We start from the raw sequence: 24,624 nt of genomic DNA, 5'->3' as shown, positions 1-24,624 counted from the left end.
TAGGCTGGGCGAGTGAAGATTCTCGTACTCGGCTCGGGCGCGCGCGAGCACGCCATCATCCGTCGGCTTCTGGCCGACCAGACCACCCATGAGATCGTCGCGGCTCCCGGCAACGCCGGCATCGCGGCAGACGTGCCCGTCGTCGCCCTCGACGCCGCTGACGGTGCGGCCGTCGTCGCGCAGGTCGAGCGCGACCGACCTGATCTGGTCGTCGTCGGCCCCGAGGCGCCTCTGGTCGCGGGTGTGGCGGATGCCGTGCGCGCGCTGGGCGTGCCCGTGTTCGGCCCCGACCGTGACGCGGCTCGGCTCGAAGGCTCGAAGAGCTTCGCCAAGCAGGTCATGGAGGCCGCTGGGGTGCCCACCGGGCGCGCGGTTCGCGCTAGCACCCTGCCCGAGGCCGAGGCCGCGCTGGACGAGTTCGGCGCCCCGTATGTGGTGAAGGCCGACGGTCTCGCCGCAGGCAAGGGCGTCATCGTCACCGACGACCGCGACGCGGCCGTCGCACACGCGAGCAGATGGATCGACCAGAGCGTGCTGATCGAGGAGTTCCTCAGCGGGCAGGAGGTCTCGCTCTTCTTTCTCGCCGACGGCACCCGGGTCGCACCACTTTCTCCCGCGCAGGATTACAAACGCGTCGACGACGACGACCAGGGTGCGAACACCGGAGGCATGGGCGCCTATTCGCCGCTGCCCTGGGTGGGCGACGACTTCGTGGCGCAGGTGCGCGACACGGTGGCCCAGCCGACGATCACCCAGCTCGCGAAACAGGGCGACGAGTTTCGCGGTCTGCTCTACTGCGGTCTGATCATCACGCCGAAAGGCCTCCGCGTCATCGAGTTCAACGCTCGTTTCGGCGACCCCGAGACGCAGGTCGTGCTGCCCCGCCTCGAAGGCGAGTTCGGCGAGCTGCTGCTCGCCGCCGCCGAAGGCCGCCTCGACTCTGTGCCGGCACCTCGTTTCTCTCCCCAGTGCGCGATCACCGTGGTCATGGCCAGCGAGGGCTACCCCGAGCAGTCGCTCACCGGTCGGGTGATCACCGGCGTCGACGAGGCCGAGCAGCTGCCCGGTGTGAGCGTCATCCATGCGGCGACCGCCGATGAGAACGGCCATCTGATCGCCACCGGCGGCCGAGTCCTCAACGTTGTCGCGGTCGCCGACACCTTCGAGGCGGCTCGGGCCGCAGCGTATGCTGGCATCGAACGCATCGGGCTCGAAGGCGAGCACCATCGCGGCGACATCGCCGCCGCGAGCCGCACCCGCGCCGACCTTTTGACCGATCCGAACGCCTGACGACAACTGAACCACTGGAAAGGTGACCATGTCTTCGTCTGCCCTTGAGCTGCCCGGCTGGAAGCACGTCTACTCCGGCAAAGTGCGCGAGCTCTACATTCCTCTGAGCGCAGAGTCGCTCGACACCGCCACACAGGTGCTGATGGTGGCCTCAGACCGCGTCAGCGCCTTCGACCACATGCTCGAACCGCCGATCCCGGGCAAGGGCGAGCTGCTCAACCAGATGGCGCTGTGGTGGTTCGAGAAGCTCGACTTCGCGAACCACGTGCTCAGCACCGATGTGCCAGACGCCGTCGCCGGTCGTGCGATCATCGCGAAGCGGCTCAAGATGTACCCGCTCGAGGCGGTCGTTCGCGGCTACATCGCCGGATCAGGCTGGGATGAGTACCAGCGCAGCGGCACCGTGTGCGGCATCGAGCTGCCCGCCGGACTCGAATTCGGAGACAAACTGCCCGAGCCGATCTACACACCTGCGTTCAAGGCTCCTGCCGGCCAGCACGACGAGAACATCTCGTACGAGCAGAGCATCGACCTCGTCGGCGAAGAGGCGGCAAAGGCCATTCGGGACGCCTCGCTGAACCTCTACCAGCAGGGTGCGGCCGTCGCCGAGCAGCACGACCTGATCATCGCCGACACGAAGTTTGAGTTCGGCAGCGACCTCGGCCGTCTGGTGCTGGCAGACGAAGTGCTCACCTCTGACTCGTCCCGCTACTGGAGTCGCGAGGCCTGGGCCGAGGGCCGCCGCCGCGAGAGCTTCGACAAGCAGATCGTGCGGAACTGGCTGAGCGACAACTGGGACAAGACCGGGGTGCCGCCAGAGCTCCCCGAAGAGATCGTGCAGCAGACCGCCGCCCGCTATCGCGAGCTCTTCGAGAAGCTCACCGGCGAGAGTGCCCCGGCCGAGCGCTGAGTCTGCAGCGCTTAGCGAGACCTCGCTGAGCGGATTCCGCCCGGAAGGTGGGGCTGTTCGGAGAACCGAGCAGCCCCACCTTCGGCTTTCGGCCCTGCCGACTCGCAGTCTCGCCGCCCGACGTCTCGGTCGGCCCCGGTGCGCCGACCTTCGCCTGCGATAGGATAGAGCCCGCCGTCAGGCGCAACAATCACTCACACGGTAAGGCGAGTATCAGTGTCGAAGATCATTGTCGAAATCATGCCCAAACCAGAGATTCTGGACCCTCAGGGCAAAGCGGTCGCCGGGGTGCTGCAGCGTCTCGGCCATGAGCAGATCACGGGCGTGCGCATCGGCAAACGCTTCGAGGTCGAGGTCGACGGCGAGGTCAGCGACGAGCTGCTCTCCAAGGTGGCCGAAGTCGCCGCCGACGTCTTCTCGAACCCTGTTATCGAAGACGTCGTCAGCGTCGCCGCCGCCAAGGAGGACTGATGGCCGACGCGACCACAGCATCCGCCTCACGGCCGGCGCGCATCGGCGTCGTGACCTTTCCCGGCACACTCGACGACGGCGACGCCCGCCGCGCGGTGCGCTTCGCCGGGGCCGAGGCCGTCGCCCTCTGGCACGCCGACACCGACATCTCAGGTGTCGACGCCATCGTACTGCCGGGCGGGTTCAGCTACGGCGACTACCTGCGGGCCGGCGCGCTCGCGACACAGTCGCCGATCATGCGCTCGATCATCGAAGCGGCGAACGACGGCCTGCCCGTACTCGGCATCTGCAACGGCTTTCAGGTGCTCACCGAGTCTCACCTGCTGCCCGGTGCGCTCGTGCGCAACGAGCACCTGCACTTCATTCGACATGATCAGAGCCTGCGCATCGAGTCGACCGAGACCGCGTGGACGAACGGCTACGAGCGCGGCCAAGAGGTCGTCATTCCGCTGAAGAACGCCGAAGGCCGCTATGTGGCCGACGAGACGACGCTGCAGCAGCTCGAAGACGACGGCCGCATCATCGCGCGTTACATCGACGGCAACCCCAACGGCTCGGCCCACGACATCGCCGGCATCACCAACGCCGCAGGCAACGTCGTCGGCCTCATGCCGCACCCCGAGCACGCAATCGTGCCCGGCTTCGGCCCCGACACCGCCGAGCGCATGCGCTCGGGCACCGACGGCCTGACCTTCTTCACCTCTGTGCTCACGCATCTGGGCATCGCACCCGTCGACGATGTGGTGCCCGCCTCACACGCACCAGAGCACCACACCGCAGACGCAGGGATTCGCGAATGACCACCACACAGAACCCAGCCGTGCCCCAGCCCGACAGCGTGCAGCACGCCGCCGAGACGCCCGACGTCGCACAGCCCTACGACCAGCTCGGTCTGACCGCCGACGAGTACCAGCGCATCCGTGACATCCTCGGGCGCCGCCCCACCTCAGGCGAGCTCGCAATGTACTCGGTGATGTGGAGCGAGCACTGCTCGTACAAGTCGAGCAAGAAGTACCTGCGACAGTTCGGCGACACCACTCCGGAGCAGCGCGAGCGCATGATGGTCGGCATCGGCGAGAACGCCGGCGTCGTCGACATCGGCGAGGGCTGGGCCGTCACGTTCAAGGTCGAGAGCCACAATCACCCGAGCTTCGTCGAGCCCTTCCAGGGTGCGGCCACCGGCGTGGGAGGCATCGTGCGCGACATCATCTCGATGGGCGCACGCCCGGTTGCGGTGATGGATCAGCTGCGCTTCGGCGCGATCGACGCTCCCGACACCCGCCGCGTCGTCGACGGAGTCGTGCGCGGCATCTCGGCCTACGCGAACAGCCTCGGCCTGCCGAACATCGGCGGCGAGACCGTCTTCGACAAGGTGTATCAGGCGAACCCGTTGGTGAACGCCCTCGCGGTGGGCGTGCTGCGCCACGACGAACTGCACCTGGCCAATGCCAAGGGCGCCGGAAACAAGGTCGTGCTCTTCGGTGCGCGCACCGGCGGCGACGGCATCGGCGGCGCGTCGATCCTCGCCTCTGACACATTCAGCGAAGGTGGGCCCACGAAGCGGCCGGCCGTGCAGGTCGGCGACCCCTTCGCCGAGAAGCTGCTCATCGAGATGTGCATCGAGCTGTTCAAGCACGATCTCGTCGAGGGCATCCAAGACCTGGGTGCGGCGGGCATCTCGTGTGCGACCAGTGAGCTGGCGGCCAACGGAGACGGCGGCATGACCGTCGAACTCGACAGCGTGCTGCTGCGCGACCCCACGCTCACCGCCGAAGAGATTCTGATGAGCGAGTCGCAGGAGCGCATGATGGCCGTGGTGCGGCCCGAGAAGCTCGATGCGTTCCTCGCCGTCGCCGAGAAGTGGGCCGTCGAGACCTCGGTCATCGGCGAGGTCACCGACGGCGACCGTCTGATCATCAACTGGCGTGGCGTCGAGATCGTGAACGTGCCGCCGCGCACGGTCGCCGTTGACGGGCCCGTCTACGACCGCCCGGTGCAGCATCCGGAATGGATCGACGACTTGCAGGCCGACACTGCGGCCGCACTGGAGCGCGACGACTCGGGCGAGGGTCTGGGCGACACACTGCTGTCGATCATCGCAAGCCCGAACCAGGCCGACACAGCGCTGATCACCAACCAGTACGACTACTACGTGCTGGGCAACACCGCGTTCTCGTTCCCCGAAGACGCAGGCATGATCCGCGTCGATGAGGAGACCGGTCTGGGCGTGGCTCTCGCGACCGACGCGAACGGACGCTACGCGCAGCTCGACCCGCGTGCCGGCGCCCGACTCGCGCTCGCAGAGGCCTACCGCAACGTCGCCGTGAGCGGCGCTGTGCCCGCCGCGGTGACCGACTGCCTGAACTTCGGCAGCCCCGAGAACCCCGAGGTCATGTGGCAGTTCTCCGAGGCCACCGCCGGGCTGGCCGCGGGCTGCCGCGAGCTGGGCATCCCGGTGACCGGCGGCAACGTGAGCTTCTACAACCAGACCGGTGAAACCCCGATCCACCCGACGCCGGTCGTCGGCGTGCTCGGCATCATCGACGACGTCGCGCGCCGAGTGCCGAGCGGCTGGCAGGATGAGGGCCACAACCTGTATCTGCTCGGCACGACCTACGACGAGCTCGACGGTTCGGCTTGGGCGGAGACGGTCTACGACCACCTCGGCGGTGTGCCGCCGACGGTCGACCTGGCGGCAGAGCGCAAGCTCGGCGAGATTCTCGCCTCGCTCGCCCGTGAGGGCCTGGTCACCTCGGCGCACGATCTGAGCGAGGGCGGCCTGGGCGTCGCGCTTGCCGAGGGCGTGATGCGCTTCGGCGTCGGTGCGCGGGTCTGGCTCGACGAGATCATGTCGCGCGATGAGGTGGATGCCACGGCTGCGCTGTTCTCTGAGTCGACGGGCCGCGTGCTGGTCTCGGTCGCTCGCGAAGACCAGGTTCGGTTCGAGGGCATGCTCTCGGCCCGAGACTACCCGGTGATCCGTATCGGCGTGACCGACAAGACCGTCGGCCTCGAGGTGCAGGGGCTGTTCTCGATGGGCGTCGACGTGCTCCGGGCCGCGCATCAGGGCACGCTGCCCCGCTACTTCGGCTGAGCGGCTGCTGCGCTGCGACAGCGCCGACCGACGGGGCTTCCCGTTCGTCGGCGCTGTCGCTCGTTAACGGGGTCGCTGCGGTGTCAGCTCGCCGGCCGAGCTGCATCGTATAAGTTCGCTGGCTCTTCTGAACGACCATCACGTAGCGTGACGGCATGAGCGCGCACCGACAGCATCCACATGACGACGTCGACATCAGACACCTGCCCGACGAGCACGCCTTCGCCCTCTACGACGGCGACGCTCGTATCGGCCGCATCGACTATGCGCGCGAGGGGACGGGATCAGACAGTGTGATCGATCTGCATCACACCGAGGTCGACAAGGAGTACGGCGGTCGTGGACTCGCCGGGCGCCTCGTGCGCACCGCAGCAGATCACTTCGCGGCTGAGGCCGACCAACCGCGGCTGAAGGCCACGTGCCCGTACGCGCGCGGATGGCTGTCGAGGCACACCGAAGACTACGGCCGCATCTTCGACCCCGAGTTCATGAAGAGACTGCAGGGTGAGGCGTCCGAGTAGCCGGTCAGACAGGCTGCGAGCCGAGGTGCGGTCTGATCAGTGCCAGAGCGTCGCGACCGCGACGTTGACGAGCGCGAGCCCGCCGACGGCATGCGCCAGGCCGACCGGCACGGTCTCACCGCGCACTGCCTTGCCGCGGCCCACGAACGCCGCAGCGGCGATCACGATCGCGAGCACCAGCTTCACGCCGATCTTGATGTAGTTGATCGTGTGCCCGTCCATTTCGGCGAGGCCGACCAGAGCGATGCCGCTGACCAGCTGCACGAGTGCGCCGATGAGCTGCCACTGCGTCACCGTCGGGGTCTTGAACGTCGCCAGCCACCCGCCGACGAGTGCCGCCGCGCCGAGAATGTGCAGAAAGACCAGGATGGAAGTGACGATGCTCATACGTCCACGATATCCACGGTCGAGCCACAGCGCCCGCGAGCACCGCCTTGCCTGACCTACAGCCGATGTTTGCGCAGCCGGAGGCGCCGGCGCAGCACGCCCTTCACGGCGCGAACGACGGACACAGCTGCGCGAGCGGACAGCTGGCGCACTCCGGCTTGCGCGCATGGCAGATGCGTCGCCCATGCCAGATGAGCTGGTGTGAGAGCTGAGTCCAGTCTTTCTTCGGGAACAGCTCCGCGATCTCGAACTCCACCTTGACGGGGTCTTTCTGCTTCGTCCAGCCGAAGCGCCGCACCAGCCGCCCGAAGTGGGTGTCCACAGTCAGCCCCGGCACTCCGAACGCATTGCCCAACACCACGTTGGCCGTCTTGCGCCCGACCCCGGGCAGCGTGACCAGCTCGTTCAGCCGATGCGGGATCTCCCCATGAAAATTCTCGACGACGCCCTGTGCCATGCCGATGAGGTTGCGCGACTTCGCCCGGAAGAACCCGGTCGAGCGAATGATCGACTCGAGCTCGATCGGGTCGGCCTCGGCGAGCGCCTGCGGCGACGGATACCGGGCGAACAGGGCCGGGGTGACCATGTTCACCCTGGCGTCGGTGCACTGCGCCGAGAGAATCGTCGCCGCCGTCAGCTCGTACGGCGAGCGAAAGTCGAGCTCGCAGTGAGCCTCGGGATAGGTCTCAGCGAGGATGCGCCCCATCTTTCGCGCACGGCGAGTGCGCGCGAGCGGCGTCTCGCGTTCGACGTCGGCCCAAGTGGTCATGCGGATGCCCGGGTCGGGTCAGTCGTGCAGCATGCTGTGACGTTCGATGATCGCGTCACGAGCAGCGCCTGTGCCGATCACCGAGATGCGTGCGCCGGAGAGCTCTTCGAGATGCTCGACGTAGGCTTTGGCATTCGCTGGCAGATCGTCGAACTCGCGCGCGGTGGAGATGTCTTCGCTCCAGCCTGGGAAGTACTCGTAGATCGGCTTGGCGTGGTGGAAGTCGCTCTGGTTGACGGGCATCTCGTCGAAGCGCGTGCCGTCGACGTCGTAGGCCACGGCCACGGGGATCTTCTCGATGCCGGTGAGCACGTCGAGCTTGGTGAGCACGAAGTCGGTGACCCCGTTGACTCGCGCGGCATAGCGCGACACCAGCGAGTCATACCAGCCGGTGCGGCGCGGGCGCCCGGTGGTGACGCCGAACTCGAAGCCGGTCTTGCGCAGGTAGTCACCGCTCTCGTCGAAGAGCTCGGTCGGGAACGGCCCGGCTCCGACTCGTGTGACATAGGCCTTGGCCACGGCGATCACGCGGTCGATGCGGTTGGGGGCGACGCCTGAACCGGTCGCTGCACCGCCCGAGGTGGGATTCGACGAGGTGACGAAGGGGTAGGTGCCGTGGTCGACGTCGAGCATGGTCGCCTGGCCGCCCTCGAAGAGCAGCGTCTTCCCGGCGTCGAGTGCCTGGTTCAGCTCGAGCGAGGTGTCATGCACCATCGGGCGCAGTCGGTCGGCATAGCCGAGCAGCTCGTCGACGATCTCTTCGGCGTCGATGGCACGACGATTGTAGAGCTTGACCAGCAGCTGGTTCTTCTGTTCGAGCGCACCCTCGACCTTCTGCCGAAGGATGTTCTCGTCGAAGAGATCCTGCACGCGCACGCCGACGCGGTTGATCTTGTCGGCGTATGCGGGGCCGATGCCGCGCCCGGTGGTGCCGATCTGGCGTTTGCCGAGGAAGCGCTCGCTCACACGGTCGAGCACACGGTGATACTGCGTGATGACATGCGCATTCGCGCTCACCCGAAGCTTCGAGGTGTCGACGCCGCGGGCCTCGATCGCATCGAGCTCTTGGAAGAGCACTTCGATATCGACCACCACGCCGTTGGCGATGACCGGCACGACCCCGGGGCTGAGAATGCCCGAGGGCAGCAGGTGCAGGGCGTACTTCTCGTCGCCGATGACCACGGTGTGGCCGGCGTTGTTGCCGCCGTTGTACTTGACGACATAGTCGACGCTGGAACCGAGCAGGTCAGTGGCCTTGCCCTTTCCTTCGTCGCCCCATTGAGCTCCGACCAGAACGATGGCAGGCATTCGGCACCTCTCACTTGTTCGCTGTTGTGCGCCGTCGGCCCGGGAACATGGCGTTCGCCAGCAGGCACGACATTCCCAGTGTAGTGCACGGGTCTGACTGCGTCAGTAGCTCCGTGAGCCCGACCCCGAAGACCGTGAGACCTGCTCGCCGATCGCCCGGCCGTAGTCCTGAAGCACGCTGTCGAGACGGCCTTCATCCTGCAGCCGCATGAACCTGCCGGAGATGTTGCTGGTGACGTCTGCCATGGTCGACAAGGGGCTGAAGTACCAGCCGCCCTGCTCTTTGACCGCGATGAACGAGAACTGGTCGATGCCCAGCTCGCCGGCCTGCGGAGGCTCCGCGAAGTCGACCGTGACCGGCCGGCCCTGCACGGTCATAGTCACCTTGAGCTGACGGATCTCCAGACGGACGTACTGGCCCGACATCGGAAAGTCCAAGACATAGCCGTCGGGCATCACGCGCGCCTGGTCTCCGCTGACCGTGCTCGACCCATGCGTCTGCCCCAACCGCACTTGGGGGTTCGAGCTCGGCCGTCCGAATCGTTCTGCGAACGGCTGGCCGTACAGGCTGAACGCTCGTCGCTCAGCAGTCGGCAGGCTCTTGGCCACGTCGTCGTAGCGGCCGCTCTGCATCGCGTCGACCACAGCCTTGGTCGTCGTCGAGAGCGCTTCTTCGGGGCTGGACGCGCCAGGGGCCTCGGCCGCTGAGAGCACCCTCCCGCGCTGCACCTGAGCGCTGGGATGCTGCTCGTTGTACGATCCGAGCGCCGCTTCGCCTGCGGTGAGCAGCGGGCTGAAGTACCATTTGTCGGATTCTTTCACTGTGACCATCGACAGCGGCAGGGTGCTGTGCTCGTCTGGTTTCGCCAGATCGATCGTCTGCGGCAGGTCGATCTGCCGCTGCATCTGCTCTGGTGTGGTCTGTCTTCCAGGCCTGCCCTGCATGGCGGCCGCACTGTTGCTGAGATCGGCCAGTCGCTGGGCCAGTGTGTCTTCGTCGGTGGTCGAGACTGTGAGCGTGCCTGAGACGAACGTCACTTTGGACACTTCGTCGTCTGCGATCGACTCCTGGCGAGTCGAGACGTCTTTCTGCTCGACATCGATCAGCTGCACCACCTGCTGCAGGCTCTGGAGCACGTCTGTCGCCTCTGCGCCCAGACCGGAGTCGCTGGCATGGGTTGCGGACTGCTGCACCAGCGGGGTGAGCACCGCGGCCTCGGATGGCGCCACCGATTCCAGCAGCTTCACCGGGTTCTTCGCGGAGAGCCCGTCGATCAGGCTCACCGCGGCGGCTTCCGGAGACGAGTGGCCGCCTCCCACGATCGAGCGAACCGCCCACCAGGCTCCCCCGCCGATCGCCAGTGCGATGACGACCACGATCGCCGTGATCCAGATCCAGCGACGCCCCTTCTTCGTGGCCGTAGGCGGCTCGTCTGCTCCTGGCCGCTCTGGTGCCGTCGGCTGTGACGAGGACCACTCGGGCTGCGCTGGCTGCAGTGCGGATCCGACTGGTGGGGTGTTGTGCGGCAGACGTGGCGGAGGCCCGCCTTCACCGGTGGCCGGTTTGGTCGCCAGATCTGCAGCCTGCCGGTCAGATGCCTCGGTCGAGCGAAGTCGAGCGACCTCTGCTCTGGCCCGCTGGTCGCCTTCGCTGCCCAGCCAGTCGAGAAGTCCGGGATAGACGTTCGGGTGACGAGCGATCAGCGACCCCAGGCCAGGTTCTGCCACGGCGATCTCGGCGAGTCTGGCAGCGCTGGTGGCAGGATCGCGCACCTCGTGTTCGAGCGCGGGATTCGTCATCGGGGTTCCCTTCGGCAGAGCGGAGCAGACCTGTTCGACCTGCCTCCACCCTACCGAATGTGTTTCGCCCGACCGGAGGTCACGCGATCAGTGGTCGGCGGCCTCTTCGAGCTGCTGCTGCAGATCGCTCAGACGCTCGCGCAGTGCCACGGGCACGCGGGAGCCGAAGATCTTGAAATAACTCTCGACGTCGTCGGTCTCGTGCAGCCAGGCCTTCGGATCGAGCGCGAAGAGTGCCTGCCAGTCTTCATCGGTGACGTCGGTGCCCTCCAGCGCGAACTCCTGCTGCCGGGGAATGACGCCGAGGACGTTGCTCTCGCCCTCGGCGTCACCGTCGAGGCGCTGAGCGATCCAGTCGATCACGCGCGAGTTGTCGCCGAAGCCCGGCCAGAGGAACGATCCGTCGGCGCTGCGACGGAACCAGTTGACGCCGAAGATGCGCGGAGCACCCTCTCCGAGCGTCTCGCCGATCTCAAGCCAGTGCCCCCAGTAGTCGGCCATGTTGTAGCCGCAGAACGGCAGCATCGCGAAGGGGTCTCGGCGCAGCTGCCCCACGGTGCCCTCAGCGGCGGCGGTCTGCTCACTGGCCATGGTGGCCCCGATGTAGACGCCGTCACGCCACGAGTTCGACTCGACCACGAGCGGGGTGTTGGTGCGACGGCGACCACCGAAGAGAATTGCGTCGACCGGCACGCCTTCCGGGGCATCCCAGTCATCAGCGAGCGACGGCGCCTGGTCGGCGCGCACCGTGAAGCGGGAGTTCGGGTGCGCGGCAGTCGTCTCGCTGGCCGGAGTCCACTCGCGACCGCGCCAGTCGGTGAGGTGCTCGGGCACCTCTTCGGTGAGCCCCTCCCACCACACGTCGCCGTCGTCTGTCAGTGCGACGTTGGTGAAGATGACGTTCTCGCTGAGCGCTTCGATCGCATTCGGATTCGTCGTGACGCCAGTGCCCGGAGCGACGCCGAAGAACCCGTTCTCAGGGTTGATCGCGTACAGGCGGCCGTCTGCCTTGGGGCGCATCCAGACGATGTCGTCGCCGAGCGTCTCGACCTTCCAGCCGGGCAGCGTCGGGCGCATCATCGCGAAGTTCGTCTTGCCGCAGGCCGACGGGAACGCCGCGGTGATGTGGTAGCTCCGGCCTGCCGGGCTGGTGGCGCGAATCAGCAGCATGTGCTCGGCGAGCCAGCCCTGATCGCGCCCCATCGCCGAGGCGATGCGCAGCGCGTAGCACTTCTTGCCGAGCAGGGCGTTGCCGCCGTAGCCCGAGCCGAACGACCAGATCTCGCGGGTCTCGGGAAACTGGACGATGTACTTCTTCTTGCTGCACGGCCACGGCACGTCGGCGATCTCGTTGCCAGCCTCGTCGCGCAGCGGGTGACCGACCGAGTGCACAGCCGGCACCCACTCGGCGCCGGCGTTGATCTGCTCGGCGACCTTGTCGTTGTCGACGCGAGTCATCAGGTGCATGCTCACCACGACGTAGGGAGAGTCGGTGAGCTGGATGCCGACCTTCGAGATGTCACCGCCGAAAGGACCCATCGAGAAGGGGATGACGTACATGGTGCGACCGCGCATGGCGCCGGTGAACGCCTCTTTGAGCTCTGCGCGCATCTCGTCGGGGTCACGCCAGTTGTTGGTCGGCCCGGCGTCTGCCTCGCTCTTCGAGCAGATGAAGGTGCGGTCTTCCACGCGCGCCACGTCGGTGGGGTCGGTGCGAGCGAGAAAGCTGTTCGGACGTTTCTCGGGGTTCAGCCGAATGAAGGTGCCGTCGTCGACGAGCTGCTGGGTGAGGCGATCCCATTCCTCCTGCGAGCCGTCAGCCCACTCAATGCGATCAGGCTGCAGAATCTCTGCGAACTGACCGACCCACTGGCGTACGGACTCATTGTGCTGAACCATGGAATTCGACTCTCTTCATTGATAGCTGAGGTGTTTCAGGGGACGCCGTTGGCCCTGCAAGACCTACACTATACCGGCAATATATTTTGTGCGAACCGGTGGCCGACCGGGCGTCCGCTCCACGTCGGAGACCAGACACGCACCGTGAGACGAGGGGCGCACGCCGCGCACGGCATCCGCGTCATCTCAGTGCGCCGGAGCGGCCGTTCCAGGGATCACGGCGTGCTCCCGCACCCAGTCATGCATGATTACCGCAGCCGCCGCCGACGCGTTGATCGACCGGGTCGACCCGAACTGCGTGATCTCGACGATCTCGTCCGACGCCTCGATCGCAGCCTCGCTGAGCCCGGGGCCCTCCTGCCCGAACAGGAACACACATCGCTCAGGCAGGTGCAGCCCCTCGACCGGCACCGACCCCGGCACATTGTCGACGCCGATGATCGGCAGCTCTAAGCGATGCGCCCAGTCGACGAACTCCTCTATCGTCGCGTGGTGGTCGACGTGCTGGTAGCGATCAGTGACCATCGCACCGCGCTTGTTCCAGCGTCGGTTGCCGATGATGTGCACGCGCTCGGCCAGAAACGCGTTGGCGCTGCGCACGATCGAGCCGATGTTCATGTCGTGCTGCCAGTTCTCGATCGCCACATGGAACGGATGCCGCTGCTGATCGAGATCGGCGACGATGGCCGCCATATTCCAGTACCGGTAGCGGTCGATCACGTTGCGAGAGTCGCCATGCTCGAGCAGCTCAGGGTCGTAGCACGGGTCGTCGGGCCAGCTGGCCTGACCGCCGGGCCACGGGCCGACGCCGTGCGTGGTGCGTTCCGGGGATGCCGTGCTCGGCTCAGACTGCTGCGCGTCAGGTCGGCTGTCGGTTGCGTTGCTCTGCTCGTTCACCCGACGAGTGTAGCGCCGCAGGCCGTCAGATCAGGTCTGACACCGAGTCGAGCACTTCGTCGGGACGGAACGGGTAGCGCTCGACCTCGGCACGGTCTGAGATGCCGGTGAGCACGAGCACAGTGTGCAGACCGGCCTCGATGCCGGCGACCACGTCGGTGTCCATGCGATCGCCGATCATCCCGGTGGTCTGCGAGTGGGCGCCGATGCGCGTCATCGCCGAGCGGAACATCATCGGGTTCGGCTTGCCCACGATATAGGGTTCGTGACCGCCCGTGGCCTTCGAGATCAGTGCGGCGATCGCTCCGGTGGCGGGCAGCGGCCCTTCGGGGCCGGGTCCGGTCGGATCGGGGTTCGTGCTGATGAAGCGCGCGCCGCCGAGAATCAGCCTGATCGCCTTGGCGATCGCCTCGAACGAATAGGTGCGGGTCTCGCCCACGACCACGTAGTCGGGGTCACGATCGGTCATGACGAAGCCGGCCTCGTAGAGCGCCGTGGTCAGCCCCGCTTCGCCGACCACATAGGCGCTGCCGCCGGGCATCTGCGACTTCAGAAAGTGCGCAGTGGCGAGCGCCGAGGTCCAGATCTCGTCTTCGGCGACGTCGATGCCCATCGAGTGCAGCCGTGCGCTCAGGTCACGCGGCGTGTAGATCGAATTGTTGGTGAGCACCAAGAAGCGCCGACCGGCCGCTCGCCAGCTGCGGATCAGCTCACCCGCGCCAGGCAGGGCGCGACCTTCTTTGACCAACACGCCGTCCATGTCGGTCAGCCACGAGACGATGCGCGAGCGCCGTTCCGGCTCGACTGGTGACTCGGGCTGCAGATCTTCGCTCATGACTCCAGAATGCCACAGACGTGCGAGAGTGGCGGGCGCGTTCAGCGTCTGTTCAGCTCGCGGTGCGCAGGCCTCAGTTCAGACGCCGGATCCGGCGATGCAGCAGGACAGCGCAAGACCATGAGCTCAGACGTCGAGCTCGTCGACGCTGATCGCAGCCAGATACGGGATGCCCTCGGCCTCGATGGCCTCTTTCGCACCGGTATGGCGGTCGACGACGACGGCCACCGCGGCGATCTCTGCGCCGACCTTCTTCAGGGCCTCGATTGCCTTCAGCGGCGACCCTCCGGTGGTCGAGGTGTCTTCGACCACGATCACGCGCTTGCCCGTGAGATCAGGACCCTCGACCTGACGGCCCCGGCCGTGGTCTTTGGGCTCTTTGCGCACGACGAAGGCGTGATAGTGCTGCCCCGCCGCGACGCCCTGATGCAGAATCGAGGTAGCGATGGGGTCTGCCCCGAGGGTCAGCCCGCCCACCGCATAGATGTCTGGCACGTCTTTGATCAGATCGACCATGACCTGGCCGATCAGCGGTGACACTCGGTAGTCGAGGCTCACCTTGCGCATGTCGACGTAGTAGGTCGCATGCTTGCCGCTGACCAGGGTGAAGTCACCGTGGAACACCGCGTCGGAGTTGATGTACGAGATGAGCTGACGGCGAACGTCGTCGATTGCGGGCGCAGAAGTCATGCCGCCATTCTACGTGTGCGCGGCGAGTGGCTCTGGCGCCGATGGCCGGCGGGGCGTGCACTCCCCCGGCGGCGCCCTGCACACCCGACCAGCGCGCGGCTCGCAGACCCAGCGCGCCTCCGGCATCCCCCGACGTTGATAAAGTGACCCCGTGCGCATCGCAACTTGGAACGTGAACTCGATCAGGGCCCGCATCGATCGGGTCGTCGAATGGCTCGACGAGAACGACGTCGACGTGCTCGCCATGCAGGAGATCAAGTGCAAGGAGTCGCAGTTCCCGTTCGGTCGCTTCGAGGAGCTCGGCTACGAGGTGCACATGCACGGCCTCAACCAGTGGAACGGCGTGGCGCTGGTCAGCCGCATTCCTGCCGAGGACGTCGAGCGCGGCTTCTCCGGGCAGCCGGAGTTTCGCGATGTGGTCGAGGCGAGAGCAATCGGCGCGACCTTCGACGGCGTGCGCGTCTGGAGCCTCTATGTGCCGAACGGCCGCGAGCTCGACGACCCGCACTACGCCTACAAGCTCGCCTGGCTGCGTCAGCTGCATGCGGATGCCGTGGGCTGGCTCGCCGACGACCCTGACGCCCGCATCGCGCTGGTCGGCGACTGGAACATCGCTCCGCGCGACACTGATGTGTGGGACATGAAGGCGTTCGCGGGCAAGACGCACGTCTCACAGCCCGAGCGTGACGCTTTCGCGGCGTTCGAACGTGCGGGGTTCTCCGACGTCGTGCGCCCCTACGCCCCCGGGTACACGTATTGGGACTACAAGCAGCTGCGCTTCATCCGCGACGAAGGCATGCGCATCGACTTCGTGATGGGGTCGCCCGCGTTTGCCGCGGGTGTCGAGAACGCGTTCGTCGACCGCGGTGCACGCGAGGGTGTGCAGCCCAGCGACCATGTGCCCGTGGTCGTCGACATCGATGTGCCCGGCGCCTTCGACGACGACCGGCCGATGGCGTTCTGAGCGCTGCGCGCTGACGGAGATTGCAGGCTGTCTACCGCGATTGCTCAGAATCGCCCGTATTTTGCCAATCCGTGGCGGTGAGGTGCAATCCCCGCAGGCACGCTGGGTCAGCTGTGCGAACTGAGCTGTGCGCGGAAGCCTGCCGGCGGGGTCGTCTCACAAAGCGCCCAGACGGAGTGCGAGATCCAGAGCACGTGACAGATTCTCCACATTGGGCAGGCAGACCCGGAATTCTCCACAACGGCGAAACGCCCATATGGCGAGCTGCCATTTGCTGCGAGCATCAGAGCTATGCCGTTACCGCACCGATTCTCACCGTTCGGCGTCTGCACGACTGCGACGCTCGCCCGTGCAGGCATCTCACGGTGGCAGATCAGAAGCCTGCACGCCGACGGCACGCTCACAACGGTGCGGACAGGCTGGCATGCCGAACGTAACGCAGAGAGCGCCGTTCTGGCAGCGGTTCAGGCCGGCGGGGTACTGAGCGGACTCCACCGTCTCAAACTCCTCGCCGACGGTATCTGGCTGCCGCCCCACTCACCACGTCACATGTACACACACCACCCTGCTCACCCCCAGGGCTGGGTTGGCCACCGCTGGCCCCGACTGTGCAGCCCAGACGTGCAGTTCGGCGTGGTCCCGACGATCATCGCGCTGCGTCATGGGCTGTCGGATCAGCCGCTTGAGCAGGCGGTCGCGGTCGTCGACTCACTGGCTCGATTCTGCACGCTGGCGAAGCCCCAGCGCAGCCGACAGTCCCTCACGATCAGCCCCACCGATCTGTTCGCCGAGCTCTCGCGTACGCCTTTCGGACGCCGAGTCATCGCGCATTCCGACTCGGCTGCCGAGTCGGGGCTCGAGAGCATCGTACGAGTGCTGCTGACCTTGGCCGGCCACCATGTCGAGGCTCAGGTGGTCATCGCACACAGTCAGCGCATCGATTTGGTGGTCGACGGAATTCTGGCGATCGAAGTCGATGGGCGCACACACGATGAGCACCAGCGCACGCTGCAGGATCGCGCGAAAGAGGCTGACATCCGCGCTGCCGGCTACCGTCTGGCCAGATACAGCTATCCGCAGATCATGCAGAACTGGGCTGGTGTCTATGCCGACATTCTGCGGCTGCTCACCATTGACTGAAACGTCTGCAGCTCCTGCCGTGTGAGCTGCCAGAGCGCGACGCCGCCCGAATTCGCACACCGTGCACCTCGATTGGCTAAAGTCCCCCATAGTTTCGCCAATCCGTGGCGGCGAGCTGCAATCCTCGCAGATGAGCGCTCTGCAGGAGCAGGCAGGTGCAGATGCCGGGTGGGCTGGAGTAGGTGGGTGCTGGGGTGAGCGAAAGTACGGCAGGTGGGCTCAGTAGAGCAGCGCGACGATGCCCGCGACGACTGGCACCGAGATCAGCGTGCTGGTGAACGCGGTGTCTCGCGCAAGCGTCTGCCCCACACCATAGGTCGTCGCGTAGTTGTACGTGTTCTGCGCCGTCGGTAGCGCGGCCATCACCACAGCCACCATCAGCGCATGCCCCGACAGGCCGAAGAGGTGCACGGCGAGCACCCACCCGATCGCCGGCTGCACGAAGCTCTTGACCAGCACGGCCACCGTGATGCGCCCGATCGGGCTGCCTGCTGAGAACGGACGCTTCGCAGCCAGCGACATGCCGAAGTTGATCAGCATCGTCGGCACCGAGATGCCAGCGATCAGGTGGACAGGCTCATAGATCACGTCGGGAACCGGAATGCCGATCGTCACCACCGCGATGGCCACGACACTCGCGATCAGCACCGGGTTCAGCAGCACGTGTTTGAGGGTGGGCCACAAGCCGTCTCCTCCGCCGGTCACGATGTCGAGACAGATCATCGCGATCGGCGTGTAGAGCGCCATCTGGAAGAGCATGATCGGGGCGATCTGCGAGGAGTCGCCGAGCGCATATACCGCAATCGGAATACCGAGGTTGCCGATGTTCACGTAGGACGCCGACATGACTCCGATCACCGTCTCGCCGCCCTTGGGGCGCCAGATCGGCACGACCACGGCGAGATAGATCACGATCGCCGCGGCGACCGAGATCATCTGCACGCCGAGAGCCGGGGTGAGCAGATCCTGCGGCTGCGTCTTGACGATCAGGCTGAACAGCAGGCAGGGCTGAGCCACATAGAAGATCAGCTTCGACAGCACCGGCCGAGCCTCAGGCCCGAGCACCCCGCCACGCCCGAGGCCGAAGCCGACGAGAATGATGACCGTGATGACGCCGAAGCCGACGAGCACCCCGCTCACGAGCTGATTCCCGGATGCATGGTCAGACGGCCTGCCGGAACGCGTCCGGCTGATCCGCCTTGTCTGCAAGGTGCTGCAGGTGCGCAGGAATGGCACGCCCGCGCTTGCGCATGGTCTGCGCCCACAACCGACCGGCCCGGTACGACGACCGCACCAACGGCCCGGAGAGCACCCCGGGGAAGCCGATCTGTTCGGCCTCGGCCTTGAGCTCGACGAACTCCTGCGGCTTGACCCAGCGATCGATCGGGTGGTGCAGCTTCGACGGCCGCAGGTACTGCGTGATGGTCAGAATGTCGCATCCGGCCTCATGCAGATCGTGCATGGCCTGCGAGATCTCTTCACGGGTCTCGCCCATGCCGAGAATGAGGTTGGACTTCGTGATCATGCCGGCAGCCCGCGCCTGGGTGAGCACATCGAGCGAGCGCTCATAGCGGAACGCCGGGCGAATGCGTTTGAAGATGCGCGGCACCGTCTCAAGGTTGTGCGCGAACACCTCGGGCTTCGCGTCGAACACCAGCTGCAGCCGCTCGGGCTTGCCGCTCAAGTCGTCGGCGAGCACCTCGACGCCGGTGCCCGGGTTCTGCTCATGAATCTGGCGAATGGTCTCGGCATACAGCCAGGCGCCGTCGTCGGGCAGGTCGTCGCGGGTGACACCGGTGATCGTGGCATAGCGCAGATCCATGCGCGCGACCGACTCGCCGACACGACGCGGCTCGTCCATGTCGAGCGGCTCGGGCTTGCCCGACATGATGTCGCAGAAGTCACAGCGCCGAGTGCAGATCGCGCCGCCGATGAGGAACGTCGCCTCACGGTCTTCCCAGCATTCGAAGATGTTCGGGCACCCGGCCTCCTGGCAGACCGTGTGCAGCCCCTCGTTCTTCACCAGGCCGTGCAGCTGCTGGTACTCGGGGCCCAAGTGCGCTCGCGTCTTGATCCACGAGGGCTTCTTCTCGATCGGGGTCTCGGCGTTGCGGCGCTCGACGCGGCGCAGTTTTCGCTCACCGTCCTGTCTGAGGTTGCGCAGGTTGCCACGCGACGGCCCCGCGGTGCGTGCCGGCATGGTGGGCATGCCGAGACTGGCCGGGCCAGCGGATGCGCTGGCACCGTGAGAGCCGCATCCGCAGCCGCCAGCGGCGTGGGTCGTGTCAGCATTCGACTCATGCGTGCCCCCGCAGGCGCAGCCGGCGCCCTGCGCCGCCGCGCCCGGCGCGGTCTCGACACGAGTTGCGAGCATTCGGGCGACATGATCGGGAACGGGCTGAGTCATGAGACGGCGACCTCCTCGATGAGCTTCTCAAGATGGGGGGTGACGATCGGCACCATGTCGGCTGGCGTCACGGTGTGGCCGAGCACCTGCGAGATGCTGGTCACACCGGCATCGGTGATGCCGCAGGGCACGAAAGTATGGAAGACGGAGTTGTCAGTGCTGCAGTTCAGTGAGAAGCCGTGCGTGGTCACGCCGCGCGAGGCATGGATGCCGATCTGCGCGATCTTCTCGTCGGTCGGCAGCCCAGTGTTGACCCAGACTCCTGACCGGCCCTCGACGCGAAAGCCGTCGATGCCGATCTCTGCCAGCGAGTCGATGAGCGCCTGCTCGACCGACCGCACGTAGGGCACCAGTCGCAGGTGCTCGCGCAGTTCGAAGACGGGGTAGCCGATCAGCTGGCCCGGCCCGTGCCAGGTCACTTTGCCGCCGCGGTTGATCGGTACGACGGGCGTGCCGTCGGTGGGGTAGTCTGCGGGGTCTGCACGACGACCTGCGGTGTAGACCGCCGGGTGCTCGAGCAGAAAGACGTCGCCACGGCTGTCGCCCGCCTTCACGGCGGCCTCGGTTCGCTCCTGCAGGTCGAGGGCCTCGCGGTAGTCGACGAGGTCGGGGGCGAGCCCGACCACCTTGATGGGGATCCCGGTGGCAGTGCTGACGTTCACACCTGTCACACTATCCCATCTCGATGACACGAAATGACACCCGCCACTCGACCATAATGTGAGGCATGCAGACCTTCACGCCGCCAGACGGTCGCTGGCACCCGGATGTGCTCGGCGACGACTTCGAACAGCGCACCCTGCCGTTGGGCGTCGACGCAGAAGGCGACGTCTTCGCAACCCTGGTCAGATATCGGCCGAAGGATGCCGCCCGCAGCGCGCAGCCCGGGCGTCTGCCCGCCGGCGGGCAGATCTTCGCCGGGTGGGACGTACTCTATGTGCACGGCTGGAACGACTATTTCTTCCACCCTCACGTCGCACGATGGTTCGCCGAGCGCGGGGCGCGCTTCTATGCGCTCGATCTGCGCAAGTACGGCCGAAGCCTGCGTCCCGGGCAGACGCATGGGCTGATCTCGAATCTGAACGAATACGACTATGACATCGCTACGGCGCTCGAGGCGATGGCAGACGATCCGTTCGAGCCGACACGAGCCAGACGCCCGCTCGAAGAGATCGCGAGCCTGCTCACTCCCGCACGCCGCCACCACGCTCACAAGCGTCGACTGGCGCTGTTCGGACATTCGACCGGCGGTCTCATCCTCAGCCTCTGGGCAGATCGGCATGCCGGTCGGGCCGACGCCCTGCTGCTCAACAGCCCCTGGCTCGAGCTGCAGGCGAAGGCCATCGGGCGACAGGTGATCGCGCCGATGCTCGAGCTGCAGTCCCGAGTCGATCCGCACAACACGCTGCCGTCGATCGACTTGGGCTACTACAACCGTTCGGTCAGCGCCGAGGCCCGAGGACAGTGGACGTTCAACGAGGAGTGGCGGCTGCCCCGCGGCTGCGACATGCCGGCGATCTGGCTGTCGGCGGTGCTCGCCGGGCACGCGCGCGTCGCCGCCGGGCTCGACGTGCGAATCCCCATTCTCACCATGACCTCGGCGCACAGCACGCTGTCGACCACGTGGAACGATGCGATGCTTCGCACAGACAGCGTGCTCAACGTTCGCGACGTCGCCGAACGGGCCCTCGGCCTGGGGGCGGAGGTCACAGTGGTGCGCATCGAAGACGCCCTGCACGACATCTTTCTCTCGCGGCCTCTGGTGAGGCAGGCAGCGTTCGCAGCCATCGAACGCTGGGCCGGCGGCTACCTGCGCTGAGGCGCCGGCATGATCATCGCGGCCGGCCGAACCGGCGACCGCTCACTGCGTGAGCCGGTCGACGTATTCGCGGTTCTCGTCAGACCACTCGCGCACGGGACGCGTGTAGTCGTTGCCGTCGACGCCGCTGTTGAACATCGCGTTCTCGAGTGAGGCGAGCGTCGCGGTATCCATGCGGAAGCCGCGCATCCAGCGCACCAGATCTGGGTCGTCGTCTTCGAGACCGGCCCGGGCGAAGCTGTGAATCTGCTCGGCCTGACCGAGTGTGCCCAGTGGATCCTCGAGATCGCGGATCGGGAACGCGTCGTACGCCCAGTGCGGCTTCCACAGTGTGACCACGATGTTCTTGCCGCCGCTGGTCGCGTTCTTCAGCTCGGTGAGCATCGCGGTGGTCGACGACGTCGTGTAGTCCATGCCCTGCAGACCGTACTGGGGGATCACCGCCTCTTTGGTGATGCGGGTGAGCCCGGCGCCCGGTTCGATGCCGATCAGACGGTTGTCGAACGCGTCGGCGTTCGCCGCCAGTTCGGAGAGCGACGTGATCGGAGCATCCTCGTTGACGGCGATGGTCAGCTTGGCCTCGTCGTTCCAGGCGCCCAGGTCGATCATCTTGTCGCCGTACTGCTCGATGTAGTCGCGATGGGTCTCAGGCAGCCAGGTGTCGAGCACCAAGTCGAAGCTGCCCTGCGCGACACCGGTGTAGGCGGCGGCCGGGTCGACATTGGTCAGCTGAACCTTGTACCCCTTGCCTTCGAGCTCCTGCTTCCACAGCCACGAGGCCGCAATGCCCTCGTCCCAGCCGTTCATGACGGCGATGCGCACAGTCTTCTGCGTCGAGCCGAGCCCGGAGAGACCGCCGTTGAAGATGCTCGCGAGCACCAGCACCACGACCCCGCCCAACGCGATCAGCGTGTTGCGACGCGTGTGACTGGCAGCCGGGCCGGCCGACTCCCCTGCGCCGGCATCCGCCGAAACGGGGCGCGCCGACGTCGAGACGCGACGCCCCATGGCCGAGGTCACGCGGTCGAGGTAGACGGCCAGGATCACGACCGACAGCCCGGCCTCGAAGCCGAGCGCCACGTCGATGCGGCTCAGGCTCTGCACCACCGGGCTGCCGAGGCCGTCGGCTCCCACCATGGCCGCGATGACGACCATCGACAGGCTCAGCATGATCACCTGGTTCACGCCGGCCATGATCGACGGCAGCGCGAGCGGCAGCTGAATCTGCTTGAGGATGCGCCAGGGCGAGGCCCCGAACGACCGCCCGGCCTCGACGACTTCGGCGTCGACGCCGCGGATGCCGAGCTCGGTGAGACGCACGCCGGGAGCGAGCGAGAAGATGATCGCGGCGACGATGCCCGGCACCACGCCGACCGAGAAGAGGATGATCGCGGGAATCAGGTAGACGAAGGCAGGCATCGTCTGCATGAAGTCGAGCACCGGTCTGATGATCTTCGAGGCGGTCTGCGACTTCGCCGCCAGAATGCCCAGCGGCACGGCGATGATCACGGCGATCAGACTCGCGACGATCACGAGCGCGAGCGTGTCCATCGCATTCGACCACTGATTCAGCGTGTAGACGAGGGTGAGCCCGACCAGTGAGAAAAGCCCCAGACGCCAGGTCGCGACCCACGTGGCCAGTGCGGCCAGCAGCAGGATCACCACCCAGAACGGCGGGGTGACGAGCAGCCAGGCGAGGCCGTCGTAGATGCCGCCGAATCCGACGCCGATGCCGGTGAAGAACCAGCCGAGCACGTCGGTGATCCAGGAGATGAAGTCGGCGACCCAGTCACCGAGCGGAATGCGAACGATGGGATCCATCAGTTGGCCTCCTCTCGGTCGTCAGCCGCCGCTTCGGGCGCAGCCACGGCATCCGCTGTCGCACCGGTGCCGATGCTCACCGACTCGCGAGGTTCGCCTCCGCTGTCGATGGCGCCCTGCAGCGCTGCGTGCGCCTGCTCGGTCAGGGTGTCACCCTCGGCCAGTGCCCGCACCTCCGGAGTGATCACGTCGATCGCCTGCGTCGTCGCCGGCACGCTGCCGAGCGAGGCCAGCAGCGTGGCGCGTGGGATGCCCCCGAGCAGCCGACCGTGGTCGTCGACGACGCCGAGTGGGATCTTCGAGATGACCGACGGGCGCACCAGATCGGCCAGCAGCTCGTCGGGGCCGACGGTGATCGAGGGCTGCACGACCGAGCTGAGATCGGTGACGCCGTCTTTGATGAGACGGGTCGCGTCGCGGTCCGAGACCACTCCGCGGTATTTGCGGCCGCGGTCGAGCACGAACACGAAGGGGATCTGCTGCTCGCGCATCAGCCGAAGCGCGGTGCGCGGGCCCGAACCGATCTGCACCTGACCGAGGATCGGCTCCATCACACTGCGCGCGGTGAGCACGCGCGCTCGGTCGACGTCCTGCACGAACTGCGCGACGTAGTCGTTCGCCGGGTCGGTGAGGATGTCTTCGGGCGTGCCGCTCTGCACGATGCGTCCGTCGCGCATCACCGCGACGCGGTCGCCGAGGAACATCGCCTCGTTCAGGTCGTGTGTGATGAAGACGATGGTCTTCTTGAGGTCTTCCTGCAGGTCGAGCAGCTGCTCCTGCATCTCTCGGCGAATCAGCGGGTCGAGAGCCGAAAACGCCTCATCCATGAGCAGGATGTCGGTGTCGGCGGCGAGCGCACGCGCCAGCCCGACGCGCTGCTGCATGCCGCCCGAGAGCTCGCCGGGATACTTGCTCGCCCAGTCACGCAGCCCGACGCGTTCGAGCACCGTGATGGCCCGCTCGGTGCGTTCGGGCAAGTCGACGCCCTGCACCTCGAGGCCGTATGCGGCGTTCTCGAGCACGGTGCGGTTGGGCAGCAGGGCGAAGTGCTGGAAGACCATCGAGATGCGTTTGCGACGCAGCGCGCGCAGCTCTTTGGGATCGAGATCGCTCAAGTCATGGCCGAAGATGCTGACCGACCCTGCGGTCGGCTCGTTGAGCCCGTTCAGCATGCGGATCAGCGTGGACTTGCCCGAACCCGACAGCCCCATGACGACGAAGAACTCGCCGCGATCGACGGTGAAACTCGCATCGATGACCGCGGCTGTGCCGAGCTGGGTGAGCTCGCTGCGGTCTGCGCCCTCTTTGAGGCGCCGAATCACTTCTTGGGGTTTTCTGCCGAACACCTTGTACAGATGCTCGACTTCGATCACGGCAGACGTCATGCTCACCTCCGTGGCACGTCGTCGGGAGCTGGCGCTGCAATGCGTGGCGCTCAGACGTCGTGCCGAGTGTCGCGAACGGGTCGCCGCGGGTCTGAGACACTCACCGGATCAAGCCTGGCCTTCATGGCGGCGATCAGTGAGACCATACGTGCGCGGTTCGCACGCCCCTGCGACAACCATACGAATGACCGCGGAGCAGAGCCCGTCGCGATCACGC

22 protein-coding genes are annotated in these 24,624 nt (G+C 66.4%); 9 read left to right on the top strand and 13 right to left on the bottom strand.

Going from position 1 to position 24,624, the window contains the following annotated elements; translation table 11 throughout:
- Nucleotides 1-12 precede the first annotated feature (12 nt).
- The 6 genes from purD (at nucleotide 13) to F8O07_RS03045 (ending at nucleotide 6,286) form a co-directional block, all read left to right on the top strand.
- A complete protein-coding gene (gene purD / locus F8O07_RS03070) occupies nucleotides 13-1,290 on the top strand; it encodes a phosphoribosylamine--glycine ligase (RefSeq protein ID WP_158030686.1) in 1,278 nt (425 codons plus the stop codon).
- 28 nt (nucleotides 1,291-1,318) lie between these two features.
- Entirely contained in the window at nucleotides 1,319-2,200 is an 882-nt protein-coding gene (locus F8O07_RS03065; RefSeq protein WP_158030685.1) for a phosphoribosylaminoimidazolesuccinocarboxamide synthase, read from the top strand.
- A 216-nt stretch (nucleotides 2,201-2,416) separates the two neighbouring features.
- A complete protein-coding gene (gene purS / locus F8O07_RS03060) occupies nucleotides 2,417-2,671 on the top strand; it encodes a phosphoribosylformylglycinamidine synthase subunit PurS (RefSeq protein WP_158030684.1) in 255 nt (84 codons plus the stop codon).
- Entirely contained in the window at nucleotides 2,671-3,471 is an 801-nt protein-coding gene (purQ, locus tag F8O07_RS03055; protein ID WP_158030683.1) for a phosphoribosylformylglycinamidine synthase subunit PurQ, read from the top strand. Before purS ends, purQ begins: the two co-directional genes overlap by 1 nt.
- On the top strand, nucleotides 3,468-5,765 hold the full coding sequence (gene purL, locus F8O07_RS03050) for a phosphoribosylformylglycinamidine synthase subunit PurL (RefSeq protein WP_158030682.1): 2,298 nt from the start codon (nucleotides 3,468-3,470) through the stop codon (nucleotides 5,763-5,765). Before purQ ends, purL begins: the two co-directional genes overlap by 4 nt.
- Before the next feature lie 155 nt (nucleotides 5,766-5,920).
- Nucleotides 5,921-6,286, top strand: coding sequence for a GNAT family N-acetyltransferase (locus F8O07_RS03045; RefSeq protein WP_158030681.1), 366 nt, complete (start codon nucleotides 5,921-5,923; stop codon nucleotides 6,284-6,286).
- A 36-nt stretch (nucleotides 6,287-6,322) separates the two neighbouring features.
- On the opposite strand, the gene F8O07_RS03040 is transcribed toward F8O07_RS03045, so the two are convergent.
- The 8 genes from F8O07_RS03040 to pyrE form a co-directional block, all read right to left on the bottom strand.
- Nucleotides 6,323-6,673, bottom strand: coding sequence for a hypothetical protein (locus tag F8O07_RS03040; protein WP_158030680.1), 351 nt, complete (start codon nucleotides 6,671-6,673; stop codon nucleotides 6,323-6,325).
- A gap of 103 nt (nucleotides 6,674-6,776) precedes the next feature.
- Nucleotides 6,777-7,442: an endonuclease III gene (nth, locus tag F8O07_RS03035; RefSeq protein WP_158030679.1), complete on the bottom strand. Its 666-nt coding sequence runs from the start codon at nucleotides 7,440-7,442 to the stop codon at nucleotides 6,777-6,779.
- An 18-nt stretch (nucleotides 7,443-7,460) separates the two neighbouring features.
- Complete coding sequence (locus tag F8O07_RS03030; RefSeq protein WP_158030678.1) at nucleotides 7,461-8,750, bottom strand: adenylosuccinate synthase; 1,290 nt, start codon at nucleotides 8,748-8,750, stop codon at nucleotides 7,461-7,463.
- Nucleotides 8,751-8,852: 102 nt separating this feature from the next.
- Nucleotides 8,853-10,550 carry a hypothetical protein gene (locus F8O07_RS03025; RefSeq protein ID WP_158030677.1) on the bottom strand — a complete coding sequence of 566 codons (1,698 nt, stop codon included), beginning with the start codon at nucleotides 10,548-10,550 and terminating at the stop codon, nucleotides 8,853-8,855.
- Between the two features lie 87 nt (nucleotides 10,551-10,637).
- Nucleotides 10,638-12,449 carry a phosphoenolpyruvate carboxykinase (GTP) gene (locus tag F8O07_RS03020; protein WP_158030676.1) on the bottom strand — a complete coding sequence of 604 codons (1,812 nt, stop codon included), beginning with the start codon at nucleotides 12,447-12,449 and terminating at the stop codon, nucleotides 10,638-10,640.
- Nucleotides 12,450-12,635: 186 nt separating this feature from the next.
- Nucleotides 12,636-13,346 carry a TrmH family RNA methyltransferase gene (locus F8O07_RS03015; RefSeq protein WP_158030675.1) on the bottom strand — a complete coding sequence of 237 codons (711 nt, stop codon included), beginning with the start codon at nucleotides 13,344-13,346 and terminating at the stop codon, nucleotides 12,636-12,638.
- 25 nt (nucleotides 13,347-13,371) lie between these two features.
- Nucleotides 13,372-14,181 carry an HAD-IIA family hydrolase gene (locus F8O07_RS03010; RefSeq protein WP_158030674.1) on the bottom strand — a complete coding sequence of 270 codons (810 nt, stop codon included), beginning with the start codon at nucleotides 14,179-14,181 and terminating at the stop codon, nucleotides 13,372-13,374.
- 126 nt (nucleotides 14,182-14,307) lie between these two features.
- On the bottom strand, nucleotides 14,308-14,871 hold the full coding sequence (gene pyrE / locus F8O07_RS03005) for an orotate phosphoribosyltransferase (RefSeq protein ID WP_158030673.1): 564 nt from the start codon (nucleotides 14,869-14,871) through the stop codon (nucleotides 14,308-14,310).
- Nucleotides 14,872-15,022: 151 nt separating this feature from the next.
- Between pyrE and F8O07_RS03000 the strand changes: the two genes are divergently transcribed.
- A complete protein-coding gene (locus F8O07_RS03000) occupies nucleotides 15,023-15,835 on the top strand; it encodes an exodeoxyribonuclease III (protein ID WP_158030672.1) in 813 nt (270 codons plus the stop codon).
- A 291-nt stretch (nucleotides 15,836-16,126) separates the two neighbouring features.
- Complete coding sequence (locus tag F8O07_RS02995) at nucleotides 16,127-16,975, top strand: endonuclease domain-containing protein (RefSeq protein ID WP_158030671.1); 849 nt, start codon at nucleotides 16,127-16,129, stop codon at nucleotides 16,973-16,975.
- A 219-nt stretch (nucleotides 16,976-17,194) separates the two neighbouring features.
- Here F8O07_RS02995 and F8O07_RS02990 read toward each other — a convergent pair whose 3' ends face one another.
- Genes F8O07_RS02990 through lipB form a run of 3 tightly spaced genes read right to left on the bottom strand, consistent with a single transcriptional unit; the run spans nucleotide 17,195 to nucleotide 20,044 of the window.
- Nucleotides 17,195-18,115, bottom strand: a complete 921-nt coding sequence (locus F8O07_RS02990; RefSeq protein WP_192496612.1) for an AEC family transporter — start codon at nucleotides 18,113-18,115, stop codon at nucleotides 17,195-17,197.
- Nucleotides 18,116-18,137: 22 nt separating this feature from the next.
- Nucleotides 18,138-19,382, bottom strand: coding sequence for a lipoyl synthase (gene lipA, locus F8O07_RS02985; RefSeq protein ID WP_412973605.1), 1,245 nt, complete (start codon nucleotides 19,380-19,382; stop codon nucleotides 18,138-18,140).
- Nucleotides 19,379-20,044, bottom strand: coding sequence for a lipoyl(octanoyl) transferase LipB (lipB, locus tag F8O07_RS02980; RefSeq protein ID WP_158030669.1), 666 nt, complete (start codon nucleotides 20,042-20,044; stop codon nucleotides 19,379-19,381). Before lipB ends, lipA begins: the two co-directional genes overlap by 4 nt.
- 65 nt (nucleotides 20,045-20,109) lie before the next feature.
- Between lipB and F8O07_RS02975 the strand changes: the two genes are divergently transcribed.
- Nucleotides 20,110-21,201 (top strand): alpha/beta hydrolase, encoded by a 1,092-nt coding sequence (locus F8O07_RS02975; RefSeq protein WP_158030668.1) that lies wholly within the window; start codon nucleotides 20,110-20,112, stop codon nucleotides 21,199-21,201.
- A 42-nt stretch (nucleotides 21,202-21,243) separates the two neighbouring features.
- On the opposite strand, the gene F8O07_RS10790 is transcribed toward F8O07_RS02975, so the two are convergent.
- Both F8O07_RS10790 and F8O07_RS02965 read right to left on the bottom strand, forming a co-directional pair.
- Nucleotides 21,244-23,022, bottom strand: a complete 1,779-nt coding sequence (locus F8O07_RS10790) for an ABC transporter permease/substrate binding protein (protein WP_158030667.1) — start codon at nucleotides 23,020-23,022, stop codon at nucleotides 21,244-21,246.
- Complete coding sequence (locus F8O07_RS02965) at nucleotides 23,022-24,407, bottom strand: quaternary amine ABC transporter ATP-binding protein (RefSeq protein ID WP_158030666.1); 1,386 nt, start codon at nucleotides 24,405-24,407, stop codon at nucleotides 23,022-23,024. Before F8O07_RS02965 ends, F8O07_RS10790 begins: the two co-directional genes overlap by 1 nt.
- Nucleotides 24,408-24,624 lie beyond the last annotated feature (217 nt).

It is taken from the genome of Pseudoclavibacter sp. CFCC 13796 (assembly GCF_008831185.1).
GTDB lineage: Bacteria > Actinomycetota > Actinomycetes > Actinomycetales > Microbacteriaceae > Pseudoclavibacter_A.
The sequence above is the reverse complement of the archived record's forward strand: the minus strand, read 5'-3'. Positions and strand labels throughout refer to the sequence as shown.